Source organism: Aquincola sp. J276 (assembly GCF_024700035.1).
GTDB classification, from domain to species: domain Bacteria; phylum Pseudomonadota; class Gammaproteobacteria; order Burkholderiales; family Burkholderiaceae_C; genus Aquincola; species Aquincola tertiaricarbonis.
In genome coordinates this window covers 1,330,323-1,351,899 of the sequence record NZ_JAJONC010000001.1, presented here as the reverse complement: position 1 = coordinate 1,351,899, position 21,577 = coordinate 1,330,323, and the positions used below count along the sequence as shown (strand labels likewise).

The window sequence follows — 21,577 nt, the reverse complement described above, 5'->3', positions numbered from 1 at the left end:
CAGGCCTTGACCTGGCGCAACTTGAAAACGGGGCCAGAGCGCCTCATGTCTCTCGCAATCGGAGGTCAAACCCCATGCGAATCGACAAGCTCACCACCGCCTTCCAACAGGCCCTGGCCGAAGCGCAGACGCTCGCCGTCACGCGCGACAACCCCTACATTGAACCGGCCCACGTGCTGGCCGCCATGCTGGTGCAACCCGACGGGCCCAAGGCCCTGCTCGACCGCGCCGGCGCCAACACCGCCGCGCTGAAAACGGCCATGGACACCGCCGTGGCCGGCCTGCCGCAGGTGCAGGGCCAGGGCCAGGTGGTCCAGCCCGGCCGGGACCTGGTGGCGCTGCTGCAGGCGGCCGAGAAGGAAGCCGGCAAGCGCGGCGACCAGTTCATCGCCAGCGAGATGTTCCTGCTGGCGCTGGCCGATGCCAAGACCGACCTGGGCGGCATCGTGCGTGGCCACGGCGTCACCCGCAAGTCGCTCGAAGCCGCCATCGATGCGGTGCGCGGCGGTGCCAAGGTGGACTCGGCCGAGGCCGAGGGCCAGCGCGAGGCGCTCAAGAAGTACACGCTCGACCTGACCGAGCGCGCCCGCCAGGGCAAGCTCGATCCGGTGATCGGCCGCGACGACGAGATCCGCCGCGCCATCCAGGTGCTGCAGCGCCGCAGCAAGAACAACCCGGTGCTGATCGGCGAGCCCGGCGTGGGCAAGACGGCCATCGTCGAAGGCCTGGCGCAGCGCATCGTCAATGGCGAGGTGCCCGAGAGCCTGAAGGACAAGCGCGTGCTGGTGCTGGACATGGCCGGCCTGCTGGCCGGAGCCAAGTACCGCGGCGAGTTCGAGGAACGCCTGAAGGGCGTGCTGAAGGAAGTGTCGGCCGACCAGGGCCGCATCATCCTGTTCATCGACGAGCTGCACACCATGGTGGGCGCCGGCAAGGCCGAGGGCGCGATGGACGCCGGCAACATGCTCAAGCCCGCCCTGGCGCGTGGCGAGCTGCACTGCATCGGCGCCACCACGCTGGACGAATACCGCAAGTACGTCGAGAAGGACGCCGCGCTGGAGCGCCGCTTCCAGAAGGTGCTGGTGGGCGAGCCCACGGTGGAGGCCACCATCGCCATCCTGCGCGGCCTGCAGGAGAAGTACGAGGTGCACCACGGCGTGGAGATCACCGACCCGGCCATCGTGGCCGCGGCCGAGCTGAGCCACCGCTACATCACCGACCGCTTCCTGCCCGACAAGGCGATCGACCTGATCGACGAGGCGGCGGCCAAGATCAAGATCGAGATCGACTCCAAGCCCGAGGTGATGGACCGGCTGGACCGCCGCGTCATCCAGCTCAAGATCGAGCGCGAGGCGATGAAGAAGGAGCACGACGAAGGCTCGCAGCGCCGCCTGGGCCTGATCGAGGAAGAGCTGGTCAAGCTGCAGCGCGAATACGCCGACCTGGAGGAGATCTGGAAGAGCGAGAAGGCCGCGGCGCAGGGCTCGGCCCATGTGAAGGAAGAGATCGACCGCATCAAGTTCCAGATCGAGGAATTCAAGCGCAAGGGCGACTTCAACAAGGTGGCCGAGCTGCAGTACGGCAAGCTGCCGGGGCTGGAGTCGCGGCTGAAGGAAGCCCAGGCCAAGGAAGCCGGCAAGGCCGCCGGCGCCAAGGACGGCAAGGGCGGCCCGCAGCTGCTGCGCACGATGGTGGGTGCGGAAGAGATCGCCGAGGTGGTCTCGCGCGCCACCGGCATCCCGGTGAACAAGCTGATGCAGGGCGAGCGCGACAAGCTGCTGCAGATGGAGGCCAAGCTGCACGAGCGCGTGGTGGGCCAGGACGAGGCCATCGTGGCCGTGGCCGACGCCATCCGGCGCTCGCGCGCGGGCCTCTCCGACCCCAACCGGCCGCTGGGCAGCTTCCTGTTCCTGGGCCCCACCGGCGTGGGCAAGACCGAGCTGTGCAAGGCGCTGGCCGGCTTCCTGTTCGACTCCACCGACCACATGATCCGGGTCGACATGAGCGAGTACATGGAGAAGCATTCGGTCAGCCGGCTGATCGGCGCGCCCCCGGGCTACGTGGGCTACGACGAAGGCGGCGCGCTGACCGAGGCCGTGCGGCGCAAGCCCTACAGCGTGGTGCTGCTCGACGAGGTGGAGAAGGCGCACCCCGACGTGTTCAACGTGCTGCTGCAGGTGCTGGACGATGGCCGCCTGACGGATGGCCAGGGCCGCACCGTGGACTTCAAGAACACGGTGATCGTGATGACCAGCAACCTGGGCTCGCACCTGATCATGCAGATGGCGGGGCAGGACAGCGAGCTGATCCGCGAGGCGGTGTGGGGCGAGGTGAAGGAGCATTTCCGGCCCGAGTTCCTGAACCGCATCGACGAGACGGTGGTGTTCCATGCGCTGGACCGCCAGCACATCGAGAACATCGCGAAGATCCAGCTCAAGGGCCTGGAAGCACGGCTCGAGAAGATGGAGATGAAGCTCGACGTCTCGCCCGAGGCGCTGAAGGAACTGGCCAAGGTGGGCTTCGACCCGGCCTTCGGAGCGCGGCCGCTCAAGCGGGCGATCCAGCAGCGCATCGAGAACCCGGTGGCCAAGCTCATCCTGGAAGGCCGCTTTGGGCCGAAGGACGTGATCCCGGTCAACCTGCACGAGGGCGACTTCTCCTTCGAGCGCGTAGTGCACTGACGTGGACACCCAGGATACCCATTTCGGGTATTTTGGGTAAGATGGCGGACATTCCTCTTGGAGGTCCGCCATGTCCGCCTTGCCCGCCGCGATCGCCAGTTCCAGCCTGCAGGCCCGCTCGCGCCAGCGCATGCAGGCGCTGCCCAGCGTCTCCGCCACGCAGCTGGTCTCGGGCATGAACAAGGTCACCAGCACGGTGATGGCACACGGCGCGGTGGTGGTCACCCGCCATGAGCAGCCGGCGATGGTGCTGATGTCGGTGGAGCGCTACCTGGCGCTGCAGCAGGCCGCCGAGCCCGACCTGGACCAGCTCACCCGCCGATTCGACGAGATGTACCAGCGCATGCAGGCGCCCGGCGTGGCCGACCGCATGGCCGATGCCTTCGCGATGACGCCCGATCAACTGGCCGATGCCGCGCTGGCGGCCGTGCAGGCCGACGGCGGCGGCACTCCCGCCGCCCGGTGAGCGCCGCGCGCCTGTACGTGCTGGCCGGCGTCAACGGCGCCGGCAAGAGCAGCATTGGCGGCGCCGCGCTGCAGGCTGCCGGCGTGCCTTACTTCAATCCCGACATCGCTGCACGCAACTTGCGGCAGGCCGATGCCTCGCTGGGGCTGGAAGCCGCCAATGCGCAGGCCTGGCAGCTCGGCCTGCGCGGGCTGCAGCGTGCGCTGGCCGAAGGCGGCACCTATGCGATGGAAACCACGCTGGGCGGCCGCACGCTGCCGGCACTGCTGCTGCAGGGCGCGCAGCAGGGCGCCGAGCTGCACCTGTGGTTTGCCGGCCTGGCCACGCCCGAGCTGCACCTGCAGCGGGTGCGCAGCCGGGTGGCGGCAGGCGGCCACGACATCCCCGAGGCCAGGATCCGCGAGCGCTTCGACAGCAGCCGCGCCAACCTGGTGAAGCTGCTGCCGCAGCTGGCCAGCCTGCGGCTGTACGACAACAGTGCCGAGGGCGATCCGCGCCAGGGCCGGCGGCCGGCGCCGGTGCTGCTGCTGCACCTGCAGCGCGGGCGCATCGTGCAGCAGGCGCCGCTACTGCAGGTGGGTGAGTGGGCCAAGCCGCTGCTGGCGGCGGCCTGGGCCTTGCCAGGCGCGCTGGGTTGAGCGCCTCGGGCCGCTTCAGGCGGCCAGCTTGGGCGCCGGCTTGGCGCGCTCCCGCGCGCTGACGAAATCGAAGGCATGCTGCACCGCCGAGGCGATCATCTGGGCATTGGCCGCGCGCTCGGCTTCGGTCAGGTAGAACAGGTAGTCCACCTTGTGGCGGATGTAGCGCGGCTGCACCCGGTTGAGCGCGATGCAGGCCACGTCGATCAGCAGCTCATGCCGGGCGGCCACCTCGGGGAAGCGGGCCGACATCTCGACGACGGCTTCGAACACGCTGCTCTCGTGGTGGTTGTGGATGGAAGAAAAGTCCAGGCTCATGACGTCTCCGTTGGCGGCAGTGGTGCCGGTGGCGGCGGTCATTGTGGGCAGCGGAGCACGACGATGTCCCCCGAACAGGGGAGGCAAAACCGGGCTTTCGTCACGGCCCGGGCTGCAACGCGGCGCCGAAGAAGCGCGCCGGCGGCATGCCCACCGAGCGGCGGACCATCGCGGTGAAGGCGCTGGCGCTGGCATAGCCCAGGTCGGCGGCGATGCGCTTCATCGGATGCTTGTGCGCTGCCATCGCCACCGCCTTGGCCAGCAGCACCTGTTGGCGCCATTGGCCGAAGCTGGTGCCCAGCTCCTGCTGGAACAGGCGGGCCACGGTGCGGGCGCTGGCGCCGGTATCGCGGGCCCAGCCTTCCAGCGTGGCATGGCGGGTGGGGTCGTCCAGCACCGCCTCGCACAGCATGCGCAGGCGGGCATCGGCGGGCAGGTCCACGCCCAGCTTCACCGGCCGGGCGCGGCGCAGCTCGTCCAGGGCCAGTGCATTCAACCGCGCCTCGCGGGCCTGGGCCTCGCGGTCCAGCACCAGCGGGCGGGCCAGGCCGTCGGGGCGGGCGTCCATCGCCATCACCAGCGCGCGCAGCAGGTCGGTCACCTCCAGCACCCGGCACTGGCGCCAGACGGCTTCCTCGGCACGCGGCACCTGCGGGCCGCAGCGGCCGGGCGGCTGGTGGAAGTACAGCGTCATCAGGTCGGTTTCGCTCAGCACCGTGACCGCGTGCTCCATGCCCGGCGGCACCCACACCGCGCGCGAGGGCGGCACGATGTAGCTGCCGTCGGCGGTGGTGAGCCGCGTGACGCCGGTGGCCGAGAAGGCGAACTGCGCCCAGTGGTGCGCATGCGGCACCACGAACTGCTCCGGCGTCAGGCGGTGGCGCTTGGCGCGCACCGGCCGCCCCGCGGTGGGCGTGAACAGGTGCGGCGTCAGCGGGCCGATGCGTTGCGGTGTCGGGTTTGGCATGATCTCGACAGAAGTTGGCCGCCTATCGTAAAGCTGCCGAGGAACCGCCGCCTACCATCGCCGGCATGAGCACACTCGCAGCACCGCCCGTTCCCTTGCGGCAGGACGCCACCTTCATCGGCCTGGTGGGCATCGCCCACCTCATCAGCCACTACAGCCAGCTGCTGCTGGCGCCGCTGTTCCCGTGGCTGAAGGACGAGTTCGCCGTCAGCTATACGCAGCTGGGCTTCCTGCTCACCATCTTCTTCGTGGTGAGCTGCGTGGTGCAGGCGGTGTCGGGCTTCGCGGTGGACCGCTTCGGGCCGCGTCCCATCCTGTTCATGGGGCTGGGGCTGCTGGGCGCCGCCGCGCTGGGTTATGCCACCAGCCACAGCTACGCCATGCTGGCCTTCTGGTCGGCGGTGGCGGGCGTGGGCAACGGCGTGTTCCATCCGGTGGACTACACGCTGCTCAACCGCAGGATCGGCAAGGCGCGGCTGGGCCATGCGTACAGCGTGCACGGCATCACCGGCAGCCTGGGCTGGGCGCTGGCGCCGGCCATGCTGGTGCCGCTGGCGCATGCGTTCAGCTGGCGGGTGGCGCTGATGGCGGCGGCCGCGCTGGCCTTTGGCGTGCTGGCGCTGCTGCTGGTCAACCGCCGGCAGCTGGAACTGCCGCCGCTGCCGGCCACGCCCGCCGCGCGGCCGGGTGCCGCGCCGCTGCAGGCCGAAGGCGCCTTCGACTTCCTGAAGATCCCCGCGGTGTGGATGTGCTTCGCGTTCTTCTTCTTCTATGCCGCGTCGCTCAGCGTGGTGCAGAGCTTCGCGCCCGAGGCCGCGCGCCGGCTGCACGAGGTGCCGATGGGCCTGGTGGCCATGTGCCTGACGATCTACATGGTGTGCAGTGCCGGCGGCATGGTGGTGGGCGGCTTCCTGGCGTCCGACCCCGCGCGCTGCGAGCGCATCGTGGGCGCGGCCTTCGGCGTGGCGGCCGCCGTGGCGCTGGTGCTGGGCCTGAGCGACCTGCCGGCCACCGCGGTGCCGGTGCTGTTCGGCGCGATGGGCTTCTTCGCCGGCATCGCCGGGCCGTCGCGCGACCTGCTGGTCAAGCGCTCCTCGCCCGACAACGCCACCGGCCGGGTCTACGGCGTGGTGTATGCGGGGCTGGACATCGGCCAGGCGGTGGCGCCGCTGCTGTTCGGCGCGCTGATGGACCAGGGCCGCTACACCACCGTGTGGATCGGCCTGGCCGCGGTGCAGGGCGTGCTGATCGCCAGCGCCTTCAACGTGCGGCGGGTGCGCCGCACGCAGCGGGTGGTTCAGGCGGCTTGAAGCAGGAACTCCACCCTTACCGCATCGAACGGGAACTCGATGCCGGCGCTGCCGTCGGCGGGGCGGGTGAGCACGCCGGCCTGCAGCAGCGCAGTGACGTCGCCGTGCACCGCCTTCACGTCCCGGCCCACCCGCCGCGCCGCTTCGCGGATGGACACCGGGCCGGCACCGCACAAGGCCTTCAGCAACTCCCAGCGCTTGGCGCTGAGCACCTGCCACAGCAGCTCCGGCGTGGCGAAGCCGATCCGCGTGGCGGCATCGGCACGGCCGCTGTTCATCGCCCGCGCGGCATCGGCCAGCGTGTCGGCCAGAGAACGTACTTCAAGAACGACCGTTTTCATGGTTCCACCTCGTGATGTCCGCGTTGAAATCCTGCATCAGCCGCTCAGGCGTTTCGAACACGTAGTCCGATTCGACCTCACCGACATGACGGTGATCCCCCTTGCCGCGCTCGTTGTCGTAGCGCAGCACGCACCGACCTTGAACCACGTAGGCCAGCCGGTACTTGAAAGGGTGGCCGGATGGCGGCACCGGCGCCGGCAGGCGCCAGACGGCCAGTTCCGCGAACGCGTCTTCTGCCACCACGACGCGGCGGCGGATCAGGGCGATGGCCTTCATGTTGGAGATGATGACAACAGGCAAGGCTGTTGTCAATCAATCCAACACTAGAAGCTGTAGCTCCCCGTCACCCCCAGTGCCCAGGTGCGGCCGGGGGCGGGCTCGAAGTAGCGCTGGTTGGCTTCGTTGACGATGACCGAGCCGACGTAGTCCTTGTCGAACAGGTTGTCGACGCGGGCGAACTGGCTGAGCTTCCAGGCGCCCATGCGCTGCTCGAAGCCGGCGCGCAGGCTGGCGGCGACGTAGCCGGCCGCCGAGGCGGTGTTGGCATCGTTGGCCATCAGCTTGCTGGCGCCGCGCACCTCGGCCGCGGTGCTGAAGCCGCTGGGCTGGTGGCGCCAGCCCAGCTCGCCGAACAGCACCTGGCGCGGCACGCCCGGAATGCGGTTGCCCGACAGGTCGGCGCCGGCCGGCGTGACCAGGTCGCGGTATTCGGCCTTGGTGTAGGTGTAGGCCAGCATGGCGTTGAAGCCGGCCGGCAGCGTGGCCTCCATCGACAGCTCCAGGCCCGTGCGCCGCGTCTTGCCGGCGTTGGTGAACACGGTGCGGCCGCCGCTGGAGCCGGCCGAGACCACCTCGTTGCGCGTGTCGGCGCGGAAGGCCACCGCGGTGGCGCGCATGCTGCTGCCCAGCCGCGCCTTGACGCCCGCCTCGAAGTTGCGGCTCTTGGCCGCGGCCAGGTCGAAGTTCAGGCCCGGCTGGCCGGCGCTGCGGTAGGCCAGCTCGGCGAAGGTGGGCGTCTCAAAGCCACGGCCGAGCGAGGCGAACAGGTGCACGTCGGGCGTGAGCTGGTGCAGCACGCCCAGCACCGGGCTGGTGGCGCTGTAGCGGGCCGAGCCGCTGTCGTCGGGGTTGGTGCCGGTGATGAAGCGGTCTTCCGCCTTGAAGCGCACCACGCTGTGCCGCAGGCCGCCCGTGAGCTTCCAGGTGGGCGCCACCTGCCAGCTGCCGATGACGAACTGGTCGAAGCTGTTGACGCTGTCCTGCTCGTCGCGGCGCTGCTCGCCGGCCACGCCGGCGGTGTTGACGAAGCCCTGCCGGTGCTCGCGCATGCGGTCGTAGGCCAGGCCCACGGTCAGCGAGCGCTGGTCGTCGCCCAGCCGCCATTGCAGCCCGGTGCCGGAGAAGTTGCGGTCCAGGTCCACCACGCCGCCCGACGAGGTGATGCCCTGCGCCGCCAGCGGCAGCCCGAGGTACTGGGTGAGCTGGCGCTGGCCGCCATAGACGCTGGCCTCCAGCGCGCCGCCCAGCAGCTGCGGATGGCGGAACACCACGCCGCCCTGGCTGTGGCGGATGCTCTTGCGCGTGTCCTGCGCCAGCGCATTGGTGCCGGCCTGGCGCGGGTCTTCGTCGAGCTGCGCCTGGGTCAGGCCCAGCGGGTCCTGCGTGTCGGGCTGGTCGAGCGCGTTGGCGATGACGACGATGCTGGCGCCGTTGTCCAGCCCGAAGCGCAGGCGCGCATTGGCCAGGTCGCGCCGGGCAGCGCTGTGGTCGCGCGAGCCGTTGGTCTCGAAGCGCGAGACATTGCCGGTGGCGCCGAAGCTGCCGCTGGCGACGCCGAAGCGCACGCCGGTGCGCCAGGTCTCGTCGCTGCCGCCCATCACGCTGGCTTCGACGAAGGGGCGCTTCGGCGCGTCGTCGCCGATGACGTGGATGACGCCACCCGAGGCATTGCCGTACAGCGCCGCAAAGGGGCCGCGCAGCACCTCGATGGCGCCGGCGCCTTCCAGGTCCATCAGCGCGGTCTGGCCCTGGCCGTCGGGCATGGTCAGCGGGATGCCGTCCTGGATCAGCCGCACGCCGCGCACGCCGAAGGTGGCGCGGGCGCCGAAGCCGCGCGACGACACCTGCAGGTCCTGCGCGTAGTTCTGCCGGTTCTGCACCAGCAGGCCGGGGATGCGGGCCACGCTTTCCGACAGGTTGACGCGCCACTGCTGGTCGCGCAGCGCCTCGCCGTCCACACGGTCGATCGAGGCGGGCACGTCGAAGGCACGCTCGGCGCTGCGGGTGCCGGTGATGACCACCGATTCCACCGGCTGCGCCTGCGCGGCGGCGCCGGCCAGCAGCAGCGAGCAGGCCGCCGCGACGGGCTTGAGGAACAGGCGCTTCATGCGACCACCTCGCGGGTGGGCAGGGCCGCGGCCTGCGTGGCGGTCAACGCCGGCGCGTTTGCCTTGAGCCAGGCGTTCTCGTCGTCGGTGAACAGCCGCGATCGGGTGAGGAAGCGCTCGCCGTGCCGGCCTTCCAGCGAGAACATGCCGCCGCGCCCGGGCACCACGTCGATGATGAGCTGCGTGTGCTGCCAGTACTCGAACTGCGGCGCGCTGATGAAAAACGGCATGCCGCCGATGTGGCCCAGCAGCCTGTCGCCGTCGCCGACGATCAGCTCGCCGTCGGGGTAGCACATCGGGGCGCTGCCGTCGCAGCAGCCCCCCGACTGGTGGAACATCAAGGGCCCGTGCTCGGCCCTCAGCTTGTCGATCAACGCCAGCGCCTGCGGCGTGGCGGTCACGCGGTCCACCGTCATGCTTGTCTCCTGCCTTGTACAACCTGCGGCCAAGGGTAGCCGAAGATGCGGCGGCTACTTGCGCTGCTGCACGCTGTCGACGAAGGCCTTGATCGAGGCGATGTCGTCCTCGGCCAGCACGCCCTTCCAGGCGGGCATGCCCTTGTCGGGCCGGCCGGCGCGCACCGTGGCGTGGAACACCTCGGTCATCTCGTCGCCATAGCGGCGGCCGAGCTTGCGCAGGTCGATGCGCGCTTCGGGCGATTGCGCGTTGGGCCCATGGCAGTGGGAGCAGTTGGTGTTGAACAGCGTCCTGCCGCGCGACAGCATCGCATCGCTGCCCGCCGCATCGGCCACCACCGCTGCGGTCGCCTGGCCCATCAGCCCGCCCACCGCGCCGGCCGCCGCCAGCCGCAGCACCGGCGCATCCGCCGCGGCCAGTGGCAGCGCCGGCCCGGCCGGAAAGCCGTACTTCGCTGCCAGGCCGGTGATCCAGCCCTGCAGGCCGTCGAGCTGCTGCTGCACCTGGGCCCGCAGCGCCGCGTCGTCGCGGCGGAAGCCGATGGCCACCGGCCAGGCCATGCCCGGCCCGTCGGTGGCCAGCACCTGCCAGCGCTCCGCATGCCGCGTGCGGTTGTGGTAGCCGGCCGAAGGGCCCCACAGCCAGGCCACGTCGGCCTGGCCCTCGGCCAGCGCCTGCAGGCCTTCCTCGGGCGAGCGCACCGTCACCGTCTGCATGCCCTCGGTGGTGGCCAGCAGCTGGTGCGGCGGCGTGAGCAGCTGCACCGCCACGCGCCGGCCGCGCAGCTCAGCCACGCCCGAGATCCGCTGGCCAGGCGGCAGGACGAGTGCGTAGTGATGCACCGCGAAGGGCGCCGACATCACCACCTGCGGCCGCATGAAATCGCCTTCGGCGGGCAGGCCGATGTAGAGGTCGCAGCGTCGGGCCAGCAGCGTGCTGCGGACGGCACGCCTGGCGTACAGCGTGGAGTGCCACACCTCCTGCGCGGCGCCGCGGCCCAGGGCTTCGGACAGCTTGTCCGCCAGCTCCACATAGAAGCCCTTCGGTCCCTCGGCGGCGCTGGAGAAGGGCAGGTTGTCGGGGTCGGCGCAGGCGCGCAGCGGGCCTTCGGCCGGCACCGCGCCGGTGGCTGCGGCGGCGCCGATGCAGGCGGCCGCCAGGCCGGCGCCCAGCAGGCTGCGCCGCCACTTGTCTAGACAGGTGAACATGGCAGGTGGCCTCCGCATCACAGCGAGAACACGAACAGCGCGCCGCCCTCGGGCGTGGACAGCATGGTCTTGCCCAGGTCGCCGAGGAAGGCGGGGATCGACGCGGTGCGGCCCACCACGACGGCCACGTACTGCTTGCCGCCGGCGGTGAAGGTCATGGGGCCGGCGCCGATGCCCGAGCCCAGGTTCATGCGCCACAGCACCTCGCCGGTCTTCGCGTCCAGCGCGCGGAACAGGCCGCCGTTGTTGCCCGCGAACACCAGCCCGCCGCCGGTGGACAGGGTGCCGCCGTTGAAGGGCGTGCTTTCCTTCAGGCCCCAGGCCTTGCGCTGCTTCACCGGATCCCAGGCCACCAGCTCGCCCAGGTAGTCGCCGGGCCCGGGCTTGGCCGGGAACTCCTTGCCCAGGTACATCGTGCCCTTCTTGTATTGCACCTCGGTGGCGGCCATGTCCATGCACACGTTGTTGGCCGGGATGTAGACCAGCTGCGTGTTGGGGTCGAAGGACATCGGCTGCCAGTTCTTGCCGCCCAGCAGGTTGGGGCAGATGTCGCTGGCGGCATGGCCGGTGCGCGGCCGCTTGGCCGGCACCTCGATCGGCCGGGCGGTGGCCAGGTCGATGCCGGTGGCCCAGTTGGTGGGCACGAAGGGCTGGGCCGAGATCAGCTTGCCGCTGTTGCGCTCGGCCACATAGAAGAAGCCGTTGCGGTCGGCCTTCATCATCACCGGGCGCGTGCTGCCGTCGATCTTCAGGTCGGCGAGCACCGCCTCGTTCACGCCGTCGAAGTCCCAGGCGTCGTAGGGCGTGCCCTGCAGCCACCACTTGATCCTGCCGGTGTCGGCATCGAAGGCGACGGTGGAGCTGGTGTAGAGGTTGGTGAACTGGCCGTAGTCGCTGCTGTCGGGGCCGCGCAGCGCGTTGTTCCAGGGGCTGGGGTTGCTGGTGCCGTAGAAGATGGTGTTGGTCTTCGCGTCGTAGGAGCCGATCAGCCAGGCAGCGCCGCCGCCGTTCTTCCAGCTGTCGCCCTTCCACGAGTCGTTGCCCGGCTCGCCTTCGCCGGCGGTGGTGAAGGTGTTCCACAGCTGCTTGCCGGTCTTGGCGTCGTAGGCGCTGAGGGCGCCGCGCACGCCGTATTCGCCGCCGCCGAAGCCGGTGACCACCATGTTCTTCACCACCAGCGGCGGCGAGGTGATGACCGCGCCCTGCTTGTAGTCCACCACCTTGGTGTCCCACAGCTCCTCGCCGGTCTTGGCGTCCAGCGCCACCAGGTGGCCGTCCAGCCGGCCGACGTAGATGCGGCCGTCGCCATAGCTCACGCCGCGGTTGACCACGTCGCAGCAGCCGTACTGCATGGTGTCGCCGGGCAGGTCGGGCTCGTAGCGCCAGCGGATGGCGCCGGTGGCGGCATCGAGCGCGAACACCGTCTTCGGCCCCCAGGAGCTGGAGACGTACAGCATGTCGCCCACCACGATGGGCGTGGATTCGTTGCTGCGCAGCGCGCCCAGCTGCAGCGTGTACGCCAGCTTCAGGTTCTTCACGTTGCCGCGGCCGATCTGCTTGAGCGGGCTGTAGTGCGTGTTGGCATAGTCGCGGCCGTACATCGGCCACTGGCCTTCTTGGCTGGACAACCTGGCCAGCTCATCATTGGCCTGCGCGGTGGTGCAGGGCAGGGCCAGCGTGGCGGTGAAAGCGGCAGCCAGCAGCGGGCTGCCCCAGCGCGTGGGGAAGGTGGTCATGGGTGTCTCCTCGGGTGGAAAGGGCCCGGCCGGGCAGCCGGGCCGCGGGCTCAGCGGCTCAGTGGCTCAGAAAAAGCCGAGCGCCTGGTCGCTGTAGCTCACCAGCAGGTTCTTGGTCTGCTGGTAGTGGTCGAGCATCATCTTGTGGTTCTCGCGGCCGATGCCGGACTGCTTGTAGCCGCCGAAGGCCGCATGCGCCGGGTAGGCGTGGTAGCAGTTGGTCCACACGCGGCCGGCCTGGATGCCGCGGCCCATGCGGAACGAGGTGTTCATGTCGCGTGTCCACACGCCGGCGCCCAGGCCGTACAGCGTGTCGTTGGCGATGGCCAGGGCCTCTTCCTCGTCCTTGAAGGTCGTGACCGACACCACCGGGCCGAAGATCTCCTCCTGGAAGATGCGCATCTTGTTGTGGCCCTTGAATACGGTCGGCTGCACGTAGTAGCCGTCCTTCAGGTCGCCTTCCAGCAGGTTGCGGCCACCGCCGATCAGGCAGGCCGCGCCTTCCTGGCGGCCGATGTCCATGTAGCTGAGGATCTTCTCCAGCTGCTCGCTGGAAGCCTGCGCGCCGATCATCGTGCTCATCTCCAGCGGGTTGCCCTGCTTGATGGCGCGCACGCGTTCCACCGCGCGCTCGATGAAGGCCTCGTAGATCGATTCCTGGATCAGCACCCGCGACGGGCAGGTGCACACCTCGCCCTGGTTGAGCGCGAACAGCGCGAAGCCTTCCAGCGCCTTGTTGAAGAAGGCGTCGTCCTTGCTCATCACGTCGGCGAAGAACACGTTGGGCGACTTGCCGCCCAGCTCCAGCGTCACCGGGATCAGGTTCTGGCTGGCGTACTGCATGATCAGCCGGCCGGTGGTGGTCTCCCCGGTGAAGGCGATCTTGGCGATGCGCTGGCTGCTGGCCAGCGGCTTGCCGCATTCCAGCCCGAAGCCGTTGACCACGTTGAGCACGCCCGGCGGGAGCAGGTCGCCGATGACTTCCATCAGCACGAGGATGGACACCGGCGTCTGCTCCGCAGGCTTGAGCACCACGCAGTTGCCGGCGGCCAGCGCGGGCGCCAGCTTCCACACCGCCATCAGCAGCGGGAAGTTCCACGGGATGATCTGGCCCACCACGCCCAGCGGCTCATGGAAGTGGTACGCATAGGTCTGCGCATCGATCTCGCTGATGCTGCCTTCCTGCGAACGCACGCAGCCCGCGAAGTAGCGGAAGTGGTCCACTGCCAGCGGCAGGTCGGCGAAGGTGGTCTCGCGGATGGGCTTGCCGTTGTCCCAGGTCTCGGCGGCGGCCAGCATCGGCAGGTTGGCCTCGATGCGGTCGGCGATCTTGTTGAGGATCACCGCGCGCTCGGCCGGCGAGGTCCTGCCCCAGGCGGCCTTGGCGGCATGGGCGGCATCCAGCGCGCGTTCCACGTCCTCGGCGGTGGAGCGCGGGATCTCGCAGAAGGCCTGGCCGGTGACCGGCGTCAGGTTGTCGAAGTACTGGCCCTGCGCGGGCTCCACCCACTGGCCGTTGATGTAGTTGCCGTAGCGCTTCTTGAAGGCGACGGGGGTGCCGAAGCGGCCGGGTTCGAGCATGTCCATGGGGTGTCTCCGTGACGGTGGCGGTTGCGGGCTTCGAGCGGCTGCGACATGCGCCGCTGCAGTCCTCTTTCTGCAGACGCTGTGCCACCGAAGCACGGGTTTTCACCGAAAGGCAGCCCGCTGCCGAGGGCGAAGAAGCCGCATGGGGCGGCCCACAATCCGCAGGCCGGCGGTGGTCTTGCCGGCTGCGACGGGCGGCATGGGCGCGTTGTCGCAAGCTGCGACAAGCACCTGCCGTGGCAGGCGCGATTCGCGACCCGACGAGACGCGGAGACAAGCGCATGCAACAACTTCCCGCCGACGCTGCCAGCATGCAGGCGGCGCGGCGCCGCTTCATCGAGGAAGGCACCTTGCCGGCAGCCGGCGCTTCGCCGCTGTCGCAGCTGATCGAGCGCAGCTGGCAGCGCTGCCGCGGCCAGGTGCCGGGGCCGGAGCCGCTGGCCCGTTCGGTCTTCGCCAGCCGGCTGGAAGCCTCGCGCAAGCTGATCGACCATGCGCAGCCGGAGCTGGAGGCACTGGCCGAGCAGATGGCGCACACCCGCAGCGTGCTGATCCTCACCGACGCGCAGGGCCTGATCCTGGAAGAAGGCGGCAGCAGCGAGTTCTTGCGCCGTGCGCAGCGCGTCGCCCTGCAGCCGGGCGTCGGCTGGTCGGAGGACCAATGCGGCACCAATGCCATCGGCACCGCGCTGGTGGAGCGGCAGGCACTGGAGGTGCGCGGCGCCGAGCACTTCCTGGACGAGCACCACATCCTGCATTGCGCGGCCGCGCCCATCCTCTGCCGCGCGGCGAGGTGCTGGGCGTGCTGGACGTCTCGGGCAGCGCCAGCGAGATGCACCAGCATGCGCTGGCGCTGGTGAAGCTGGCCGGCGAGCAGATCGAGCACCGGCTCATCCATGCCGATGCGCAGGGCCGCCGGCTGCTGCGCTTCCATGCCAAGGCGCCGATGCTGGGCACCGCCCGCGAGGCGGTGCTGCTGCTGGAGGACGACCGCATCGTCGGTGCCAATCCCATCGCGCTGCGGGCGCTGGGACTGCGCTGGGGCGCGGTGCTGGACCATTCGATGGACGCTCTGTTCGACCGCGGCTGGCGCAGCCTGGACGGCCGCGGCGGCCTGCTGACCACGCATGCCGGAAACGGCTTCGCCGCGGCCTGGCAGCACGCGCCGACGGCCACCGCCGCGCCGGTGCGGCCGGCCGGCGGCAGCGCGCGGGCGCCGGCGGCCTTCAGCACCGACGACACCATCGAGCCCTTGCTGGCGCGTGCGGTGCGGGTGCTGGACGCCGGCAGCTCGGTGCTGCTGCAGGGCGAGACCGGATCGGGCAAGGACGTGTTCGCCGGCCTGCTGCACCAGCGCAGCAGCCGCGCGCGCGGGCCCTTCGTGGCGCTGAACTGCGCGGCGCTGCCGGAGACGCTGGTGGAGGCCGAACTGTTCGGCTATGCCGAGGGTGCCTTCACCGGCGCACAGCGCAAGGGCCAGGTCGGCCGCGTGCGCGAAGCCGATGGCGGCGTGCTGTTCCTCGACGAGATCGGCGACATGCCGCTGCTGCTGCAGTCGCGCCTGCTGCGGGTGCTGCAGGAACGCAGCGTGACGCCGCTGGGCGGCGGGCGGGCGGTGCCGGTGGACTTCGCGCTGGTGTGCGCCACCCACCGCGACCTGGCCGCGATGGTGGAGGCGGGCAGCTTCCGCGCCGACCTGTTCTACCGGCTGCAGGACTACACCGTGGCGCTGCCGGCGCTGCGCGAGCGGCGGGACATCCCGGCGCTGGTCGAGCGCCTGTTCGTGCAGGCCGGCGGGCAGGCGATGGGCCTGAAGCTGTCGCCCGAGGCCGTGGCCGAACTGGCCGCGCGGCCCTGGCCCGGCAACCTGCGCCAGCTGGCCAGCACCCTGCGCACGCTGGTGGCGCTGGCCGATCCGGGCACGGTGATCGGCGTGGCCCAGCTGCCGCCGCTGCCGGGCCGCCCGGTGGCCGCGGCGGCCGTTGCCACGGGCCTGCCGGCCATGGGCCCGGCGCAGCCCCTGCCGCCGGCTGCAGGCGCGGCGGCCGTGCCGGCGGAAGGACCGGCGGACCTGCGCAGCCTGACGGCCGAGGCCATCGACCGCGCGCTGCAGGCCCAGCAGGGCCGGGTGGCGGCCGCCGCGCGGGCCCTGGGCGTGCACCGCAGCACGGTGTACCGGCACATCGCGCAGAAGGCCCAGAAGGCGCAGGAAGCGCAAGAGGCTGGGCAGCCGCCCGCCGAAGGCCGCTGACGGCGGCGGGCCGACCTCAGGGCCGGCCGAAATCCTTGCGCACCTGGCGCAGGCATTCCTCGCGCACGGCGCGCACCGGGTGCGCCTGGCAGCGGCGCACCCGTTCCTCGTAGCTGGGCGCGGGCGTGGCGGCCGAGGCGGCCGAAGCGGCCACCGAGGGCCGCGGCCCGCCCGGGGCGCCCAGCACGCTGCCATGCAGCGCGGCCCAGGCCAGGCCGCTCACCATCGCCATCCGCTTCAGTCCGTCCACGCCCTGACTCCTGGCGCCGTTCCCTCCAGCGCACTTCAGGCCGGCAACCGCCGCGCCCGGCGGCCCGCCAGGCGGGCCACCACCGCCAGCCCGGCCAGCGCCATCGCCCAGGTGGAGGGCTCCGGCACCGCCGTCACCTGGCTGAAGCCCGAGACCGTCAACGTGGTGCCCGCGGCGCCTACGCCGGCGAAGCTGAGCGAGCGGCCGGAGACCGAACGTCCGTCGTCCGACAGCGCCAGCCGCACCAGCAGGCTTTCATTCGGGCCCAGCGTCGGCGCGTTCCATTGCAGGCCCATCACCGCGTCGCAACCGGCCGGGGCCAGGCAGGCGGCATCGGGCGCCGCGTCGGTCAGGTTGGCATTGACCGCAAAGCGGCCCAGGATGTTGTCGAAGGGGTCGGCCGTGGCCGCATGCACCTCGCGGCGCACCGGGTCGCCGGCCACGGCCGCGCCCCAGGTCTCGGTGACCCGGTCCAGGAAGTTCAGCTGCTCGCCGTCGGGATTGGCGAACACCATGAAGCGCAGCTGCGAGAAGCTGTCGGTGGCGCTGCTGTTGGTGATGCGGTAGTCCACCGTCATCAGGCCGCTGCCCGCGCCGGCCACCGACACCGCGTAGTCCAGCGCGCTGTTGAGCGTGGTGACGCTGGCCGGCCCGCCGGGCGAACCCAGGCCGTTGATGAACAGCCGCGGCGTGAGCTGGAACACGTTGCCGGCCAGGCCGTAGGCGATGTTCTCGAAGCCGCCTTCGAAGTCGGGGCCGGTGCCGCCGGCCACCGCGGCCTGGGCGGCGGGCACGGCCAGTGCGCAGGCCAGGGCGCAGGCGGCGGTCAGGGGCAGCAGAGAGGTTCTTGGCATGAGAGGGCTCCTTGAAAGGGTGCGGGGCTTCAGCGCAGCGCGCCTTCGGCCTCGGTGGGTGCCAGCAGGTCGTATTCGCGCACCAGGCCGGGCGCGGCGAAGGCCTTCTCCGAGGTCTGCAGCCGCTCCCGCGTCGCCTGGGAGACGATGACCTTCACCGCCGGCTGCAGCACGCCGCACACCGGGCACAGCGGCGGGTTGGGATCGTCGGGATGCGGATAGCCCTTGCGCAGCGCGATCAGCACCGACATCGAGCGCACTTCGCGCACGCCCTCGTTCCACAGGTCCTGGGTGATCTCGTTGACCAGCGTGCTGGCCGACTTGGCACGCCGGGCGTCGGTCTTGGGATCGATCTGCGCATCCGACCAGCCCTGCACCTGCGCGAACTGCACGCCGGCGTCGTTGATGGCGATCACCGCCTGCCCGGGCGCGATCACATGGTCCAGCGCCACGCCGCTGGTGCCGTCCCGCAGCAGGCCACCGGGCACCAGGAAGGCCCGCGGCAGCACCACCACCTTCTGCAGCTCGAACTGCCGGGCATTGGCGCCGGGCTCGTCGGCCGCGCCGGCCACCAGCGTGCGCACCGGCAGCGGCACCTTGGCGCCCGGCGGCGCCTGCGGGATCTCCGACTTGGGAATGCCCAGCAGTTCGGCGAAGGCCAGCGCGGTCTTGTAGGCGTCCTCGTCGGTGAGCTTCAGCGGCTGCGGCGTGCCCTCGTCGCCCGGCTTGAAGGCGGCGCGGCGGAAGTAGCGGATGTCGCCCTGGCCGATGTTCTTGCTGAAGGCCAGCTGCACGTAGGCGCCCGCGGGATCGTCGCGCCCGCCGAGTTCCAGCGTGCACAGGCCTTCGTCCGGCTCCTTCATCGGCGTGGTGGCGCCGCGGCATTCGGGCGCCGCACTCGGGCTGCCGCGGCCGAACACCGCCTGCGACACGCGGCCGGGATTGAAGCCGCGCGAGATGGCGCCATCGGGCCGCACGTTGGCCAGCTTGCCGACCACCTCGCCCGGGCCGTTGGGCATCACCCGCGACAGCGCGGCGGCCACGTCCTTCTGCAGCACGTCGAGCCGGCTCTGCGCCTGCACCGGCAGGCAGCAGGCCAGGGCGGCCAGGGCCGCGCAGGCAGCGGCGGTGGGATTGAGCTTGAGGGAGTTCATGGTGTGCGTCCTGCTTCAGGGGTTGAAGGGGTTTTCGCCGACCGGGTCGCAGCCGCGATAGCCCATCCAGGCGTACCAGCTGCGGCCGGTGGGTGGGCCGAAGGCGGCGCTGTTGTTGTAGCGCTCGTGCAGCAGCCGGTTGAGCGCATTGCCGCCGCTGGGGCCCACGGTCATCGCGGTGGGGCACTGGTCCTGGCAGGTGCCGAACCAGCCGAACGGGTCGTAGCCCGCGCAGGAGAACTGGTTGGACTTGTAGTGGTTGGTGACCCAGGCGGTGGCCACCGGCATCACGTGGCCGTCGCTGGCGGTGTCGCGGTAGTCGCCGTTGAAGCTGGAGCTGATCCACATGATCCCGTGGAAGCCCGTCATCACATGCAGGCCCTTGGCGGTGCCGGGCTCCTTCATCGCCACCCGCATGTTGCTGAAGTAGTTGTCGTTCAGGCTGTAGCAGGACGAGGCGTGCAGGAATTTCAGGCTCTTGTCGCCCACGAAGGTGGTGCCGCCGGCACCGCCCATGCGCAGGCTGCACTGGTTCTTCCAGCTGTTGCGCATCAGGGCGCCCCAGGCATTGCCGGCATCGAAGCCATGCGCGGCCACGATGGCCGCGTCGGGCCAGTCCACGTAGGCGAAGTCCAGGCAGCCGGCATCGAAGCTGGGGTCGCAGAAGCGCTGCAGCGTGGTGTTGCCGTCGACGAACTTGCCGGTCTTGCTGTGGCCGATGGCGCCCATGCGGTCGTACCAGGCCGTGGCCATGCCGGGCCAGGAACCGCGGTCGGCGTCGGTGTCGCCGGGCGCGCAGTTGCCACCGCTCCAGTTGCCGATGGCGTACATGTCGACCTTGAAGGCCAGGGCCGTGGACAGGCCGGTGGAGACGGCGGCCGCGGCCGCCAGCCGGATCAGCAGGCGCCGGTGATGGGGTGGGATGAGGATCTTCAAGGTGTGCCTCCTGTGCGGGCCGGCCGCCAGCGGGTTGCAGCGGCCGTGCTTCAAAGGTAGGCGGCCGACCCGTGCGGCAACACCCCCGGCGCACTTCAACAATGGGGGCCCGGAAGGGGGTGCGGGGGGGCCGCGGCGGGGGCGCCCATGCGGGGAAGGGCGGCTCGCATAATCGCCGCCGCACCCGCTGTCCAACCCTCAACACCTGCCGTCCCATGAACACTCGCCCCGCCGGCCATGCCCTGGTCGAAGCCCTCGTTGCACAAGGCGTCGACACCGCCTTCGGCGTGCCCGGTGAAAGCTACCTGGCCGTGCTCGACGGCTTCCATGAACACCGCGAGCGCATCCGCTTCGTGGCCTGCCGGCAGGAGGGCGGCGCCGCCTTCATGGCCGAGGCGCAGGGCAAGCTCAGCGGCCGGCCGGGCATCTGTTTCGTCACCCGCGGCCCCGGCGCCACCAATGCCAGCATCGGCGTGCACACCGCCTTCCAGGACTCCACGCCGATGGTGCTATTCGTCGGCCAGGTGGCCAGCGACCAGCGCGACCGCGAGGCTTTCCAGGAGCTGGACTACCGGCAGGTGTTCGGCCCCGGCACGCTGGGCATGGCCAAGTGGGTGGGCGAGGTGCACGACCCCGACCGCCTGCCCGAGTACGTGGCCCGCGCCTTCCACACCGCGATGCAGGGCCGGCCGGGCCCGGTGGTGCTGGTGCTGCCCGAGGACATGCTGGCCGCGCCCACCGCGGCGCCGGTGCTGCCGCGCATCGAACCCGCCACCGCCTGGCCCGCAGCTGGCGCGATGCGCGACCTGCGCGCAATGCTGGCTGCAGCGAAGCGGCCTTTCGTCATCGCCGGCGGCAGCGGCTGGACGGCCGAGAGCGTGCAGGCGCTGCAGCGCTTCGCCGAGAACTGGGGCCTGCCGGTGGGCTGCGGCTTCCGCTTCCAGGACACCTTCGACAACCGCCATCCGCTGTATGCGGGCGACGTGGGCATCGCCCTCAATCCGAATCTGGCGCAGCGCATCCGCGAGGCCGACCTGGTGCTGGCCGTGGGCGTGCGCCTGGGCGAGATGACCACCAGCGGCTACACCCTGCTGCAGGTGCCGCGGCCGGCACAGAAGCTGGTGCACATGCATGCTGGCGCCGAGGAACTGGGCCGCGTGTACAGCGCCGACCTGATGCTGCAGAGCGCGATGTGCCATGCCGGCAAGGCGCTGGAGACGCTGGCCGCACCCGCCGGCACGCCGCGCTGGGCCGACTGGGCCTCCGCCGCGCATGCCGACTACGAGGCCAACCACGTCGCGCCCGAGGTGGTGCCGATGGACATGGCCCAGGTGATGAAGACCATCCAGCGCCTGGCACCCGAGGACACCGTGTACACCAACGGCGCGGGCAACTACGCCGGCTGGCTGCACCGCTATGTGCGCTACTTCGGGCTGCAGCACCACGGCCGCACGCAGCTCGCGCCCACCTCGGGCGCAATGGGCTACGGCGTGCCGGCGGCGGTGGCGGCCTCGCTGCTGCAGCCGCAGCGCACCGTGGTCAACATCGCCGGCGACGGCGACTTCCTGATGACCGGCCAGGAGCTGGCCACGGCCACCGGCTACGGCGCCACGCGGCTCATCAGCGTGGTGGTGGACAACGGCACCTACGGCACCATCCGCATGCACCAGGAGCGCGACTACCCTGGCCGCGTGAGCGGCAGCGACCTGTTCAACCCCGACTTCGCCGCGCTGGCCCGGGCCTACGGCTGGCGCGCCGAGCGCATCGACGCAACCGCGCAGTTCGAGCCGGCCTTCGCCGCCGCCCTCGACAGTGGCCGCCCCACGCTGCTGCATGTGAAGCTGGACACCGACGTCAGTACCACCCGCAGCACCCTGAGCGCCATTCGCGCGGCAGCTATGAAGAAAAAATGATGAAGTCAAGGGGGTGAGCAGACACTGATCCCCCTAGGCTGTGGAAATTCGCGCAGCCTCAGCAATTTAGGGGTTGTTGCTCAACGCAACGCCAGCCAACACTCGGAGAACAACTGTTACGTCTCGGCGCGCTGGTGCGCCGCTTCGTTACAGCCACAACAT

20 protein-coding genes are annotated in these 21,577 nt (G+C 70.6%); 7 read left to right on the top strand and 13 right to left on the bottom strand.

Annotated elements, in window-relative coordinates; translation table 11 throughout:
- The first annotated feature begins 74 nt into the window (after nucleotides 1–74).
- From clpB to LRS14_RS06250, 3 genes are all read left to right on the top strand, one after another.
- A complete protein-coding gene (gene clpB, locus LRS14_RS06260; RefSeq protein WP_257798989.1) occupies nucleotides 75–2,681 on the top strand; it encodes an ATP-dependent chaperone ClpB in 2,607 nt (868 codons plus the stop codon).
- A 70-nt stretch (nucleotides 2,682–2,751) separates the two neighbouring features.
- The gene (locus tag LRS14_RS06255; RefSeq protein ID WP_257798988.1) at nucleotides 2,752–3,147 is read left to right on the top strand and encodes a hypothetical protein; all 396 of its coding nucleotides are present in this window, start codon (nucleotides 2,752–2,754) and stop codon (nucleotides 3,145–3,147) included.
- Complete coding sequence (locus tag LRS14_RS06250; protein WP_257798987.1) at nucleotides 3,144–3,785, top strand: AAA family ATPase; 642 nt, start codon at nucleotides 3,144–3,146, stop codon at nucleotides 3,783–3,785. Before LRS14_RS06255 ends, LRS14_RS06250 begins: the two co-directional genes overlap by 4 nt.
- A 15-nt stretch (nucleotides 3,786–3,800) precedes the next feature.
- Here the strand turns inward: LRS14_RS06250 and LRS14_RS06245 are convergent, their stop codons facing one another.
- Together LRS14_RS06245 and LRS14_RS06240 are read right to left on the bottom strand one after the other, a co-directional pair.
- Entirely contained in the window at nucleotides 3,801–4,103 is a 303-nt protein-coding gene (locus LRS14_RS06245; protein ID WP_046115782.1) for a late competence development ComFB family protein, read from the bottom strand.
- Between the two features lie 100 nt (nucleotides 4,104–4,203).
- A complete protein-coding gene (locus LRS14_RS06240; protein WP_257798986.1) occupies nucleotides 4,204–5,070 on the bottom strand; it encodes a helix-turn-helix domain-containing protein in 867 nt (288 codons plus the stop codon).
- 65 nt (nucleotides 5,071–5,135) lie between these two features.
- On the opposite strand from LRS14_RS06240, the gene LRS14_RS06235 reads away from it, so the two are divergent.
- Entirely contained in the window at nucleotides 5,136–6,380 is a 1,245-nt protein-coding gene (locus tag LRS14_RS06235) for an MFS transporter (RefSeq protein ID WP_046115763.1), read from the top strand.
- Here LRS14_RS06235 and LRS14_RS06230 read toward each other — a convergent pair.
- The 7 genes from LRS14_RS06230 to adh form a co-directional block, all read right to left on the bottom strand.
- Nucleotides 6,368–6,721 carry a DNA-binding protein gene (locus tag LRS14_RS06230; RefSeq protein WP_257798985.1) on the bottom strand — a complete coding sequence of 118 codons (354 nt, stop codon included), beginning with the start codon at nucleotides 6,719–6,721 and terminating at the stop codon, nucleotides 6,368–6,370. The genes LRS14_RS06235 and LRS14_RS06230 overlap by 13 nt on opposite strands.
- A complete protein-coding gene (locus tag LRS14_RS06225) occupies nucleotides 6,702–6,998 on the bottom strand; it encodes a DUF6516 family protein (protein WP_257798984.1) in 297 nt (98 codons plus the stop codon). The genes LRS14_RS06230 and LRS14_RS06225 overlap by 20 nt, the downstream gene beginning before the upstream one ends.
- Nucleotides 6,999–7,045: 47 nt before the next feature.
- Nucleotides 7,046–9,109, bottom strand: a complete 2,064-nt coding sequence (locus tag LRS14_RS06220; RefSeq protein WP_257798983.1) for a TonB-dependent receptor — start codon at nucleotides 9,107–9,109, stop codon at nucleotides 7,046–7,048.
- Complete coding sequence (locus tag LRS14_RS06215) at nucleotides 9,106–9,525, bottom strand: DUF779 domain-containing protein (RefSeq protein WP_257798982.1); 420 nt, start codon at nucleotides 9,523–9,525, stop codon at nucleotides 9,106–9,108. Before LRS14_RS06215 ends, LRS14_RS06220 begins: the two co-directional genes overlap by 4 nt.
- 54 nt (nucleotides 9,526–9,579) lie before the next feature.
- Entirely contained in the window at nucleotides 9,580–10,734 is a 1,155-nt protein-coding gene (locus LRS14_RS06210) for a c-type cytochrome (protein ID WP_257798981.1), read from the bottom strand.
- A gap of 17 nt (nucleotides 10,735–10,751) precedes the next feature.
- Nucleotides 10,752–12,470, bottom strand: coding sequence for a PQQ-dependent dehydrogenase, methanol/ethanol family (locus LRS14_RS06205; protein WP_257798980.1), 1,719 nt, complete (start codon nucleotides 12,468–12,470; stop codon nucleotides 10,752–10,754).
- Between the two features lie 66 nt (nucleotides 12,471–12,536).
- Nucleotides 12,537–14,057, bottom strand: a complete 1,521-nt coding sequence (gene adh / locus LRS14_RS06200) for an aldehyde dehydrogenase (protein ID WP_046115769.1) — start codon at nucleotides 14,055–14,057, stop codon at nucleotides 12,537–12,539.
- A gap of 281 nt (nucleotides 14,058–14,338) precedes the next feature.
- Between adh and LRS14_RS06195 the strand changes: the two genes are divergently transcribed.
- Both LRS14_RS06195 and LRS14_RS30215 read left to right on the top strand, forming a co-directional pair.
- A complete protein-coding gene (locus tag LRS14_RS06195; protein ID WP_257798979.1) occupies nucleotides 14,339–14,917 on the top strand; it encodes a GAF domain-containing protein in 579 nt (192 codons plus the stop codon).
- Nucleotides 14,815–16,308, top strand: coding sequence for a sigma 54-interacting transcriptional regulator (locus LRS14_RS30215; protein ID WP_310740807.1), 1,494 nt, complete (start codon nucleotides 14,815–14,817; stop codon nucleotides 16,306–16,308). The genes LRS14_RS06195 and LRS14_RS30215 overlap by 103 nt, the downstream gene beginning before the upstream one ends.
- Before the next feature lie 16 nt (nucleotides 16,309–16,324).
- Here LRS14_RS30215 and LRS14_RS06180 read toward each other — a convergent pair whose 3' ends face one another.
- From LRS14_RS06180 to LRS14_RS06165, 4 genes are read right to left on the bottom strand one after another with little or no spacing between them, the layout of a single operon-like run.
- A complete protein-coding gene (locus tag LRS14_RS06180; RefSeq protein WP_257798978.1) occupies nucleotides 16,325–16,558 on the bottom strand; it encodes a hypothetical protein in 234 nt (77 codons plus the stop codon).
- A 35-nt stretch (nucleotides 16,559–16,593) separates the two neighbouring features.
- Complete coding sequence (locus LRS14_RS06175) at nucleotides 16,594–17,412, bottom strand: PEP-CTERM sorting domain-containing protein (RefSeq protein ID WP_257798977.1); 819 nt, start codon at nucleotides 17,410–17,412, stop codon at nucleotides 16,594–16,596.
- A gap of 29 nt (nucleotides 17,413–17,441) precedes the next feature.
- Nucleotides 17,442–18,566, bottom strand: a complete 1,125-nt coding sequence (locus LRS14_RS06170) for a hypothetical protein (protein WP_046115773.1) — start codon at nucleotides 18,564–18,566, stop codon at nucleotides 17,442–17,444.
- Between the two features lie 15 nt (nucleotides 18,567–18,581).
- Nucleotides 18,582–19,502 carry a DUF6345 domain-containing protein gene (locus LRS14_RS06165; RefSeq protein ID WP_046115774.1) on the bottom strand — a complete coding sequence of 307 codons (921 nt, stop codon included), beginning with the start codon at nucleotides 19,500–19,502 and terminating at the stop codon, nucleotides 18,582–18,584.
- A 215-nt stretch (nucleotides 19,503–19,717) separates the two neighbouring features.
- Here LRS14_RS06165 and LRS14_RS06160 point away from each other — a divergent pair, with 215 nt between their 5' ends.
- Entirely contained in the window at nucleotides 19,718–21,415 is a 1,698-nt protein-coding gene (locus LRS14_RS06160) for a thiamine pyrophosphate-binding protein (protein WP_257798976.1), read from the top strand.
- Nucleotides 21,416–21,577 lie beyond the last annotated feature (162 nt).